An 11,451-nucleotide genomic window follows, 5' to 3' on the forward strand; every position below is an offset into this window, starting at 1 on the left:
AAGATGCCCGCACTACTGTAATTATTGAATATTATCGTAGTGGGAGCGTCTCGCTCCCTAGATTTTTAATGATAGTATTCATGCGGATTTGATATTAAAAAATTACGCTTTAAAATAATGGCTACACTACAACAACGCCGACTTGAAAATGTTAGCGGTGACTTTTATGTAGATAAGACTTGTATTGACTGCGATACCTGTCGCTGGATGTCCCCGACAGTGTTTAATCGTGCGGGGGAAAAATCCGCCGTGTATCATCAACCTACCGATGAAAAAGAACGATTGCAAGCCTTGCAAGCCTTACTTTCTTGTCCTACCGCTTCTATTGGTACAGAAAACAAACCCACTGATATCAAAACAGCACAAAAGAGCTTTCCTCTACCTATTATTGAAAATATTTATCACTGCGGCTATCATGCAGAGAATTCCTATGGTGCAGCCAGTTACTTCATACAAAGACCAGAAGGGAATATCTTAGTTGATTCTCCCCGCTTTTCTCCTCCTTTAGTCAAACGTTTAGAGGAAATGGGAGGAATTCGCTATTTATATCTAACCCATCGGGATGATGTCGCCGATCATCAAAAATTTCAGCAACATTTCCAATGCGATCGCATTCTTCACAAGGATGAAATTAACAGCAGCACGCGAGAAATTGAAATTCAACCCGAAGGCAATGAAAACCTACAATTAGAACCAGATTTACTCATTATTCCCGTCCCTGGCCACACAAAAGGCCATACTGTTTTACTCTATCGAAATAACTTTTTATTTAGCGGCGATCATTTAGCGCGATCGCGTCACACGGGAGATTTATACGCCTTTCGTCGCGCTTGTTGGTATTCTTGGGAGGAACAAATTATCTCAATGGAAAAGTTGGCCAATTATTCCTTTGAGTGGGTGCTTCCCGGTCACGGTCGGCGCTATAATGGCGATCGCAGTACCGTCAAGCAACAAATGCAAAACTGTATCGCTTGGATGAAACAACAATAAAGAATCACCAAAGAAGCACCCATCATTCATTATTCCTTTAACTATTTGGTGTTGGGGAACAAGCGCCAACAATTTGCACAAATTCTTGAGCAGCTTCTCTATCTTGGGAAACACGCTGAGAAAGTGTGGCAAAATCTTCTAAAGTATAACGATCTTGAATTTGCCAAATCATGCACTGACAAGCCGATCGCGCCATTGTTTCGGGAATGTTCGTCTGAGTCGTTGCCGAATTAGTACAACTGTTCACAAATCTGCTCACTATTTCTATCGGATAGGCATTTTCAGGGTTGCGGTTGGGAATCTGTTGGCTATTCGCTGATTTAGGAATTGCCACGGAAGCAGCCAAAAAACACATTGTTAGAATACCAAAGCGCGATCGCAGATTGGAGAAACCTTTCATAAATTTGCAGACGAGTTATTGTACTAATCCCAATTCTACCATGTTCTTTTTTTCCTTGACGGATTGCTATTCTTTACCCTCAATAATTGACTAAATTTGCTTATCTTTTATTTTCCAGAAAGCGTTGTCCCTTAGTATCTTGTAATTGAATCAAACCCGTAGCGCGATCGCTACGACCAACGATAGTTCCAATGGCACAAGCACGAGGATTTTGAGTGCGGAGAATTTCCAGAGCCAGTTTAACAGAAGAAGGGGGAATAATCGCCAAAAAGCAGCCAGCACTGTCCCCATAGAGAGGATCGATTCCCCAACTTTTACTGACTTCGCGCACATCTTTGTGAAGGGGAATGCTATTTTCGGCAATTTGTATAGTTAATTTTCCCATTTGCGCGATCGCATTTAAAGCACTGGCTAATCCTCCTCGAGTGATATCCCGCAAACAGTGGATTTCTACTCTCGATTTCAGCAAATGTAAGATCAAACTTGCAAAAGGTGCAGAATCGCTGGCAATTGTTCCGCCCCATTCTCGTCCTGCTTCCTGTGCTATCATCGCAATACCGTGGCGACCAATATCACTATTAACCAGAATGATATCTCCTGGACGCACAGATAAGGGAGAAATCAAGAGATTATGTTCGATCGCACCCACTCCTGAAGTATTAATGATAATTCCGTCTATTGTCCCTTTGGGGACCACTCGCGTATCTCCCGCGACGATCTGTACCCGCGATTGCAAAGATGCTTGGCGCATAGATTGCACAATGCGCCATAATGTTTTGGTGGAAAAACCCTCTTCAATCAGAAATCCAGTAGTGAGATAGAGGGGACGCGCACCGCTCATGCCTAAGTTGTTAATGGTACTATACACGGAAATTCCGCCGATATTTCCCCCTGGAAAGAAGAAGGGACGCATCATATAAGAGTTTGTACTAAAGGCTAGTTTTGGGCAAGGGACGACAATTTCGGTGGAGTCGTGAAGAGTTGGCGATCGCTGTCCTGGAAGTGTGAAAGCTGGTAAGAACATCTGTTCGATTAACTGCCGCATCAGTTTTCCCCCTTCTCCATGCTCGAGTCGCACGGTGGGATAGTGATCGATGGGAAAGGGACAGGAAAACTTACTACTTTGGGTCGTAGGCAATTGGGAAACAGCAGATCTAACCATGATGATTTTGCTTAGCTAAATATACGAAGCAGGACAATTCTTTTCCCAGTTTAGAATATCGCGATCGCGTTATAACTCTATTCTATTGCCCCCACAAATTTAAGCCAGTTTTTCCCACAGATTTCGATCCAATTGCCGTTTTGTCGGATTCTGCTTGCACTTTATCAGTTAATTCCGACAAAGCAGGAACAGAATGCTTAATATGGAATTTTCCTTCCATTTGACAAATCATCAATACTATGATAGGCATTTTCACATTTTTGTTGTGTCACCTCATGACGATAACGAAACATATCCCGCAAGCGCAACTCTACCCACCAACCGAGGAAAAATTCAGCTAACCCACCTCCAGGAAGTTCATAGGCGATCGCATCAGTTAATCTCGTTTGTCCTCCCTCGTCGTCGAATTGGTGACGATGCTGCCAAGAAACTAGGGGACCCTCAATTTGTTCGTCAATAAAGTAACAATATAGCTTGCATTGGCTATGACGTGCCACCCAAGTTACCGGAATAAAGCCAATAAATAGGCGAAATTCAGAAATTGCACCCACTCCTAAACCTCCTTCACGACGAATAACCTTTACAGGTTGCCAAGGGGGTGTTAAAACTTGCAAAATATCGGCTCTTTCGTGAAAATTCCAAACCGTTTCCACCGACGCATCAATCAGGGTTGAATATTTAAAATTTAGCATTAAATTTGTATTAAACCTGTAGTTCAACTCGAAAAATAGTCGGTTTGCGATCGTTTTCTTCCTTCCAACCAATGGAGTCGAGAAACGCTGCAATTGATTCTGTTTCTACAACATCGACTCCCCATTCTCCGGTTTGAAGACTGTCGGGATCGGAACTCGTAACCGGAGTTTGTTTCTGGCCGGCTAAAATGAGAATATTATAGAAACTTTTTGGATATACTTTTTGTATCTTTCGAGTTTCGGCTAGAGCTTCAGCACAGATTTCTCCTACTTTTTTAGGTTCTAATACTTCGGGATCGAAAAGAATTTCAAGCATCCAATGAGCATGATCTAAAGGACAACAATTCATATCGGTGCGATCGCCCAATTCTTCCAGAAAAATAGCCGCAAATGCCTCTCGCGAAATTTCGGGAACTATTGTTTCAGTCAAGGCAAAATTATGAGCAAGGAGCATTCTTCCTTGGAGATGATCGAGAGTCATTTTTATTACCCAATTGATGTTTAATTTTATGGCATTTTTATTTTATTCTAATTCGATCCCTAAAAAGCGATCTAATAATTTTGTTCGCCATAAATAGCGCAAGACCAAACACCATGCCAAAGCGACCAAACCAAGAATACAATAATCCAGCCAACTTAACAAAGATAACTCAAAAAAGTTGCGCGCGACCGGAATAGCGAGTATGAGACAATATACACCCAATAAGGCGATCGCCGTGACTGTATAGCGCCAATCTTTAGAGAGTGCTTCTCCTCCTACCCAAGCTGTCGTTGGAGGTTTGAGAAAAGGAACTAATAGCAACCCACACCAAACCAAAATTGTCACCAATGCACTGCGAGGAATAGCCAGAAGGCGATCGCTTAAAAATGCGCCCTGCAAACTAACAATAGCATTACATAAACTCAAACTCGCCGATCCAGATAATCCCAATGCTAAAGAAGTCATAACTTCGCTATCTGTTGCATCCCAAAGACTCTTAACTAAATATCCCAAATATACTCCCAACCCTGTTAAAGTCATGCTTAACGTAGCAGGAAGAGTAAAAGTTAGTAAAGATCGTACAATACTACCCCGAGGAAATTGTCCCGTTTTTGCCCAAATTGGCATAAACATCGTTGGCAGTCCAACTGCAACAATGGTGACGACAGCACTATGTTTATTCAAGAGAGGAAAAGTGCCTAAAACTTGTCCCGTTGCCAAAATAATTAACGTTACCACAAATACCCGAACCATGAACAATTTTAGAACATCTTGAATACCATTGCGAATGCGCTGACCTTCCAGAAAGGTATGAGGAAGAGAAGCAAAAGAATCTTTTAATAGCACAATATCCGCAGCATTTCTCGTCGCTTTACTGCCGCTTTCCATCGCAATCCCTAAATTTGCTTTTTTTAAAGCTAAAACGTCATTTACTCCATCTCCCATTGCTGCAATATAATGTCCCTCTTTTCGTAAACTCCCCACTAATTGGGCTTTTTGTTCTGGTGTAATGCGCCCAAAAATTTGATATTTTTTAGCAGCACGAGTAAATTCAGAATCATCCATTTGCGCTAATTCTACACCAGAAATAATCGGTATTTTCTCTCCTAATCCTACCTGTGTCGCGAGAGCAGCCACTGTATCGGGATTATCGCCGGAAATAATTTTTAAGTCAATTCCTGCATTCGTAAACCCCATTAGAGTTTCCTTTACATTTGCGCGTAATTCGTCGCTAAAACTAATGATTCCTAGCGGTGTAAAACTGGCTAGATTTGGGTCTAAATCCCCAGATATAGATGTGGAAGAGAGAAGATTTTTAATTTCATTTAAAGCTAAAATTTGAGGATGATGAATAAGGAGGAGAACCCGCAATCCTTGTTGGGTTAGGTCTTTGATTTTTTCTTGGTGAATTGTACTTAAAGAAGCGCGATCGCCTAACATTTCTGGTGCGCCGAGAATATAGGTTCCATGTCGTTGAGAATCATCAAAGGCGATCGCGCTCCATTTTCGCGTTGAAGAGAAAGGAATTTCCCCATTAATCTTTCGTTTTATACCAGGACAAACTAGGGCGATCGCCTCACTCGTTTTGTTTTTTGCTGTACTATTAAAAACATAATCTCCTAAAACTTCTCGCAACTCTAAATCAGAAATATTAATCGGATCGCGGCGATGAAGATGAATTCGATTAGCCGTCAATGTTCCTGTTTTATCCAAACATAAAATATCGACATTACTCAAAGATTCAACTGCATTAGCCTGTTGAATTAATACCTCTTGACCCACCATTCGCACGGCTCCCAAAGCATAAGCCAAGGTAATTGATAAATATAAACCACTGGGGACTAATCCAGCAATTACGGCGGCTCTTTGTACGCCATCTCGAAAGTTTAAAAACCCCGTCCAAACAGAAATACCCACTAAAATCCAAAGGAAAGTTGCCAGCAGGAGAAAAATGCGAATAACAACATTAATTTCTAATTGTAAAGGCGTGTAAGTTTTGCGAAATTCTCGTGCTTTTGCGGTAATTTGATAGGCAACGCTGGCTTTGCCAACTTGAGTCACTTGGTAATAAGTGCGTCCACTCGTACAAATGCTTCCCGAATAAACTGTATCTCCGGTTTGTTTGGCGATCGCATCAGATTCTCCCGTGAGTAAAGATTCATCGACTTCGACTCCATTTTCGCCAATAATTTCTCCATCAACAACAATTTGATCTCCCATTTCTAGCACGAGAATATCACCCATCACAATCTCTTTAGGGTCTATATTGCGTTCTTTTCCTTCCCGAATTACCGTTGCTTGGGGACGAGTTAATAAGGCAATGCGATCGAGTTTTTGTTTTGCCCAAACCTCTTGCAAAACATTGATAATTATGCCCCCCAAAATCACTACTCCTACCAAGACTGCATCGCCAACTCGTCCTAAAAAAATTAAGAAAATACTCAGGGTAAAAAAGACAGTATTAATAAAAGTAAACAGATTTTCTTGGAGAATTTGTAAATAAGAGCGACTGGTTTCCAGGGTAACATTATTTCCTTGACCTGCTTTGCGTCGCGCGATCGCTTCTGCTTCACTTAAACCTGTAGGGGTAGACATATTGATTCAACGAAACGATAATAGAACTTACGCATTAGCGTGCAAGATGCCCGCACTACCATGACGATAGAATACAGTAGTGGGAGCGTCTCGCTCTCTAGCTGCGTAAGCTCACCTCGTAAGTCCTGGATAAAATTAAGAAAAAGACTTTCCTTACAGACTAAATTACTGCGTTTAACGTTCAATTCTCGATAATTGCTAGTTACGCGATCGCGCTTCAGAAAAGTAGGACTTACGCATTAACGGGCAGGATACCAGGTTGCTGCATTGCGAAGGCGATCGCCTGAATGGAGTGGGTTATCACTGGAGTTGAGGATCATTTTGCGGATACCGGGGGGTATCATTTTGAACTCCCGATTTTAAGAGGGTTCAAATTCAGGTCTGGTCTGGGTTTGACCCTGTTTTTGCAGATCGAGGGGTATCCGCAAACGCTGAACGCTTTATCTGGTCTAGGTTTTCAGGATATTTTTTCTTTGGCTCTTGTCAAAGCGACGGCTGAAATGCTATAGTAACCTTGGGTATCCGCAAACGAACCTTGAAAACTAAATACCACAAGGGTTTCACTACCGGGCGGTTTCAATTACACTTAATCCCTATTAGGGATTGAAACTTGAAACAGGTATTTCCTCAATGATACCGATGATTCTGAGTTTCAATTACACTTAATCCCTATTAGGGATTGAAACGGGGACTTTCCCCCTCTCCCCTATCTCTGACAAAAGTTTCAATTACACTTAATCCCTATTAGGGATTGAAACTGTACCAACGTGGGGTCTTGCACCGTTTTGTGCGTTTCAATTACACTTAATCCCTATTAGGGATTGAAACCCTGAGAACCGGATGCTACGGGGTACGTACCTCCTGTTTCAATTACACTTAATCCCTATTAGGGATTGAAACTCGAACCCCCAAGAGGTGCTGGATCGCCTAAAAGAGGAGAGTTTCAATTACACTTAATCCCTATTAGGGATTGAAACCTCGATAAGCGTGATAAGCGTTACGTTCTTATTAGTTTCAATTACACTTAATCCCTATTAGGGATTGAAACTTTATAAGAACACGGTAAACCACGATTTGGAGAGTTTCAATTACACTTAATCCCTATTAGGGATTGAAACAGATTTGCTATTCCCAAGGACGGATTATTTATCAGTTTCAATTACACTTAATCCCTATTAGGGATTGAAACTTCATAACATAGCCAACGCCACCTGCCCTTTCCGTTTCAATTACACTTAATCCCTATTAGGGATTGAAACAATGATTCCCAAGCATTGTCGATAAGATCGTAAGTTTCAATTACACTTAATCCCTATTAGGGATTGAAACAAACCCATCTACTTTACCCTCACGGTAGAGGCGAGTCACGTTTCAATTACACTTAATCCCTATTAGGGATTGAAACTGTAACGCTCTCTTGGGGAGTAAGGCATCCGTGTTTCAATTACACTTAATCCCTATTAGGGATTGAAACCCCAATACGAGAGAGCGTAGACGTGCTTACACTTACGTTTCAATTACACTTAATCCCTATTAGGGATTGAAACTGATATAAACCAGTTGAAAGTTTTTGATGCCATTGTTTCAATTACACTTAATCCCTATTAGGGATTGAAACCTTTTTGCCGAATCCAACAACTTATGGAAAGCAGTGTTTCAATTACACTTAATCCCTATTAGGGATTGAAACGAAAGTATCTTGAGCCTTCACCCATACTATCTTTTGTTTCAATTACACTTAATCCCTATTAGGGATTGAAACGAGCGTCGCATAGTTTATCAGGACTATCTGAGGGAGTTTCAATTACACTTAATCCCTATTAGGGATTGAAACTCCCCTGTACCAGTAGATCGCCCTCTTTACTTAAAGTTTCAATTACACTTAATCCCTATTAGGGATTGAAACTTCAGATATGACCGCGACAACCATACTCAGCAATTACGTTTCAATTACACTTAATCCCTATTAGGGATTGAAACAAGAGACTCTACGCAATCCTGAAACAGGTAGGGGTTTAGGTTTCAATTACACTTAATCCCTATTAGGGATTGAAACATAGTCGTTTGCTTTATTGCAAAACACACCCCGTTTCAATTACACTTAATCCCTATTAGGGATTGAAACTTTGCCATGCTTTATCATCAATATAAGAAGACAGCGTTTCAATTACACTTAATCCCTATTAGGGATTGAAACTTGAAAAGTCTCGAATCCTAGAGTGTAGCTCCCCTTTGTTTCAATTACACTTAATCCCTATTAGGGATTGAAACGAATAAAAAACCAACCGAGATATCTGATGCCACGTTTCAATTACACTTAATCCCTATTAGGGATTGAAATCAGGACCCATGACCGGAAAAGGGAGCGGACGGCTTGCACCCCGGTTTCAATAACAATTAATCCTTATATCAAATCCTAATAATAGGTCATAATTTCAGGGTGCAAGCATTGCACCCCTACCTCCTAAACCCAACTGTAGTGGGAGCGTCTCGCTCCCTAGCTGCGCTCGCTCCCTAGCTGCGCTCGCTCCCTAGCTGCGCTCGCTCCCTAGATTTTTAATGATAGTATTCATGCAGATTTGATATTATTAGGGATTGAAACTTCGTAGTCCTTCGATCGCATTAACCAATCGATCGAGGTTTCAATTACAACCATTTAATAATGTCCGGTTTTTCATTCTTCAGCATCCGATCGCGTTCGACTTTGAAAAATTTTCCGCACCCATTCATCCCGAGTCATTTGGGGAGAACGATCGCCCTCGATCGCCGATTTTTTTTCAACAGGAGAAGTTTGAAAAATCGTCACGGGATCGATAGGTTCGTTAACTTCTGACGATGGGGGAATATTGCCTCGATTTTGATTTTTCTCTTCTGGGTTTTGGCTCTTCTCGGCGATCGCCTCTGGAGAAACCGGAGATTCGGAAATATTTTCGTGCGGTTGGGGAGCAACAATTTCTGTTTGTTTTCTCGCCATCTCTTCCTGCATGACCTCCAATTGTTGCGCGGTTTGCACGCGATCTGTTAAATCTTGGGTCGAAGAAACCAAACTACTCAAACCATTCACCAATCGTAAAATATTATTACGAAATTCGGGATTTCCTGTTAATTCTTCCAAATCTGAGGTAATCTTTTGGGTATTCTCAAAAGTAACCCGAGCAGAATTAAGAGTGCGTTGAAGTGTAATTAAAGTAGTAGGATCATTAAAAGAATTTGAGACATCGCGAAGATTGGCAGAAGCCGCCGCCGCATTAGCCGTTAGTTCCTCTAAATTTTGGATCGTTTGAGTCGTATCAATTCCCCCTACTGTTGTATTCAAATTGGCTAATAAAAGCCGTAATTGATCGCTCGTACTGCTCATATTATCAAGAGTCGAGGTTAAACCCGATCGATTATCCGAGATCACCCCACTGAGATTATTCGCCAGTAAGCGATATTCCTCCGCCGTGGCATTGAGTTGCGTTGTCGTTGATGCAGTGGCATCCGTAACCGCATTAGCCGTGCGAGAAATTGTGCTGAGTTGGGTGCGGGTTGTTTTGGACAATAAACCGAGTTCTTTTCCCAATACCGTTAATTCACTCACAGCGCGGTTAGCATTTTCTGTTAGCGCTTTAACATTCTCAAAAAACTCAGGATCGCTCAGGCGATCGCTCAAAGCCACGCTACTGCGAAGAGCATCATTAAAAGTAATTCCAGAAACCCCCTTTAAGCGATCGCGCTGACAGACAATCAGGGTACTATCGCAACTAGAACTGAGGGGATTTTCTAAAGTGCTAGGCTCAGGCAGATCCTTAAGAGGGGTAATTTCAATACTGGTTTCCGCAATTAATCCCGCTTGTATTGCTTCAACCCGAGAATTTTGAGGAATGAGGAGATCCGGTGGGGAAATAGAAACCGTGACCACAACACCATTGGTTTCCGGCACGATCGCCGTAATATTCCCCACCTTATAACCCCGATAACGGACAGTACCTCCCACCGCCATACCATTCGTATTGGCAAACTCGATAAAAATTTCGTAATTGTCTACCCCGAGTCTGAAACCGCGCAACCAAACAGCAAGAGTTCCGAAGACGGCGAGACCGACGAGGATAAACAGACCGACCGACCCTTCTCGTATCGTCCGCGATCGCATAATTGACTTTCCTCCCCTTTAATTCACCACTCGAATAGGACCCTGTAAACTGGCACTGAAAAACTGCTGCACGAAAGGATTATCTGTGGTGTCAATTTCAGCAACACTGCCTTCCCAACTTAGCTTACCATCATAAAGAAAAGCGACGCGATCGGCAGTACGGCGAATGGTGCTTTCCTGGTGGGAAACCATGACGTAGGTGCCGCAAATTTGTTCTTGTCGTTGCAATTGACGCACTAAATCCTCAATCACCGTTGAGGCGATCGGGTCTAAACCCGCCGTTGGTTCATCATAGAGAATCACATCGGGATTATCTTGAGGATTATAGGGATTAGCCATAATCGCTCGAGCAAAACTGACCCGCTTTCGCATTCCCCCAGAAAGTTGAGCAGGATAGCGATCGCCAATATCACTCAACCCCACCATTGCTAATTTTTTGGTGACTAAATCGCGAATTGTTTGGCGATCGAGCTTCGAGTGCTGAAAGAGAGTAAAGCCGACATTTTCTTCCACTGTTAGAGAATCAAACAAGGCAGACTGTTGAAATACCATACTAATGGCGATCGGGTCGGGACTGTCTTCAATTAAGCCCCGTCTACGCTGTCCAGCAATATAAACCTCCCCGGAATCGGGACTCAGCAGCCCCGCAATAATCCGTAAAATGGTTGATTTCCCAGCCCCTGAAGGTCCAATAACCACTAACGCCTTACCGGGATAGATACTGAGATCGATCTCGTCCAAAATGACAGTATTACCAAAAGATTTACTGATTTTTCTCAGTTCGACAATGGGATCCATTGGGAGACAGGAATAATTAAAAATAAATTAGGGACTGACACAGCTAGAGAGCGAGACGCTCCTACTCCCTTATTTTATCGTGATGGTAGTGCGGGCATCTTGCCCGCTAATGCCTAAGTCCTACGCTAATGCCTAAGTCCTACGCTAATGCCTAAGTCCTACGCTAATGCCTAAGTCCTACGCTAATGCCTAAGTCCTACG

At 42.3% G+C, this 11,451-nt stretch carries 9 protein-coding genes and 1 CRISPR repeat array; of the genes, 2 read left to right on the forward strand and 7 right to left on the reverse strand.

The window, feature by feature from the left end; all coding sequences use genetic code 11:
- Nucleotides 1–117 precede the first annotated feature (117 nt).
- Nucleotides 118–990 (forward strand): MBL fold metallo-hydrolase, encoded by an 873-nt coding sequence (locus JUI58_RS07235; protein ID WP_204103089.1) that lies wholly within the window; start codon nucleotides 118–120, stop codon nucleotides 988–990.
- Nucleotides 991–1,027: 37 nt separating this feature from the next.
- On the opposite strand, the gene JUI58_RS07240 is transcribed toward JUI58_RS07235, so the two are convergent.
- From JUI58_RS07240 to JUI58_RS07260, 5 genes are all read right to left on the reverse strand, one after another.
- Entirely contained in the window at nucleotides 1,028–1,390 is a 363-nt protein-coding gene (locus JUI58_RS07240; RefSeq protein ID WP_204103090.1) for a hypothetical protein, read from the reverse strand.
- Between the two features lie 100 nt (nucleotides 1,391–1,490).
- Nucleotides 1,491–2,552 (reverse strand): hydrogenase expression/formation protein HypE, encoded by a 1,062-nt coding sequence (hypE, locus tag JUI58_RS07245; RefSeq protein WP_204103091.1) that lies wholly within the window; start codon nucleotides 2,550–2,552, stop codon nucleotides 1,491–1,493.
- A gap of 197 nt (nucleotides 2,553–2,749) precedes the next feature.
- Nucleotides 2,750–3,244, reverse strand: a complete 495-nt coding sequence (locus JUI58_RS07250) for an SRPBCC family protein (RefSeq protein ID WP_204103092.1) — start codon at nucleotides 3,242–3,244, stop codon at nucleotides 2,750–2,752.
- Between the two features lie 10 nt (nucleotides 3,245–3,254).
- The gene (locus JUI58_RS07255) at nucleotides 3,255–3,725 is read right to left on the reverse strand and encodes a DUF2656 family protein (protein ID WP_204103093.1); all 471 of its coding nucleotides are present in this window, start codon (nucleotides 3,723–3,725) and stop codon (nucleotides 3,255–3,257) included.
- A 42-nt stretch (nucleotides 3,726–3,767) separates the two neighbouring features.
- Nucleotides 3,768–6,320 (reverse strand): HAD-IC family P-type ATPase, encoded by a 2,553-nt coding sequence (locus JUI58_RS07260; protein ID WP_204103094.1) that lies wholly within the window; start codon nucleotides 6,318–6,320, stop codon nucleotides 3,768–3,770.
- A gap of 287 nt (nucleotides 6,321–6,607) precedes the next feature.
- On the opposite strand from JUI58_RS07260, the gene JUI58_RS07265 reads away from it, so the two are divergent.
- Nucleotides 6,608–6,829, forward strand: a complete 222-nt coding sequence (locus JUI58_RS07265; protein WP_204103095.1) for a hypothetical protein — start codon at nucleotides 6,608–6,610, stop codon at nucleotides 6,827–6,829.
- Between the two features lie 64 nt (nucleotides 6,830–6,893).
- Nucleotides 6,894–8,741: direct repeats of the CRISPR family, unit length 37 nt; unit sequence GTTTCAATTACACTTAATCCCTATTAGGGATTGAAAC.
- A gap of 253 nt (nucleotides 8,742–8,994) precedes the next feature.
- Here the strand turns inward: JUI58_RS07265 and JUI58_RS07270 are convergent.
- Nucleotides 8,995–10,452 carry an MlaD family protein gene (locus tag JUI58_RS07270; protein ID WP_204103096.1) on the reverse strand — a complete coding sequence of 486 codons (1,458 nt, stop codon included), beginning with the start codon at nucleotides 10,450–10,452 and terminating at the stop codon, nucleotides 8,995–8,997.
- Between the two features lie 18 nt (nucleotides 10,453–10,470).
- Nucleotides 10,471–11,250, reverse strand: coding sequence for an ABC transporter ATP-binding protein (locus tag JUI58_RS07275; RefSeq protein WP_204103097.1), 780 nt, complete (start codon nucleotides 11,248–11,250; stop codon nucleotides 10,471–10,473).
- Between the last annotated feature and the right edge of the window lie 201 nt (nucleotides 11,251–11,451).

The organism is Spirulina sp. CCY15215 (genome assembly GCF_016888125.1).
Lineage (GTDB): Bacteria > Cyanobacteriota > Cyanobacteriia > Cyanobacteriales > Spirulinaceae > CCY15215.

What these genes read in the sequence shown, in the direction of transcription:
- JUI58_RS07235 (WP_204103089.1), top strand. Translation starts at nt 118, where the DNA reads ATGGCTACACTACAACAACGCCGACTTGAAAATGTTAGCGGTGACTTT.
- JUI58_RS07240 (WP_204103090.1), bottom strand. Translation starts at nt 1,390, where the DNA reads ATGAAAGGTTTCTCCAATCTGCGATCGCGCTTTGGTATTCTAACAATG.
- hypE (WP_204103091.1), bottom strand. Translation starts at nt 2,552, where the DNA reads ATGGTTAGATCTGCTGTTTCCCAATTGCCTACGACCCAAAGTAGTAAG.
- JUI58_RS07250 (WP_204103092.1), bottom strand. Translation starts at nt 3,244, where the DNA reads ATGCTAAATTTTAAATATTCAACCCTGATTGATGCGTCGGTGGAAACG.
- JUI58_RS07255 (WP_204103093.1), bottom strand. Translation starts at nt 3,725, where the DNA reads ATGACTCTCGATCATCTCCAAGGAAGAATGCTCCTTGCTCATAATTTT.
- JUI58_RS07260 (WP_204103094.1), bottom strand. Translation starts at nt 6,320, where the DNA reads ATGTCTACCCCTACAGGTTTAAGTGAAGCAGAAGCGATCGCGCGACGC.
- JUI58_RS07265 (WP_204103095.1), top strand. Translation starts at nt 6,608, where the DNA reads ATGGAGTGGGTTATCACTGGAGTTGAGGATCATTTTGCGGATACCGGG.
- JUI58_RS07270 (WP_204103096.1), bottom strand. Translation starts at nt 10,452, where the DNA reads ATGCGATCGCGGACGATACGAGAAGGGTCGGTCGGTCTGTTTATCCTC.
- JUI58_RS07275 (WP_204103097.1), bottom strand. Translation starts at nt 11,250, where the DNA reads ATGGATCCCATTGTCGAACTGAGAAAAATCAGTAAATCTTTTGGTAAT.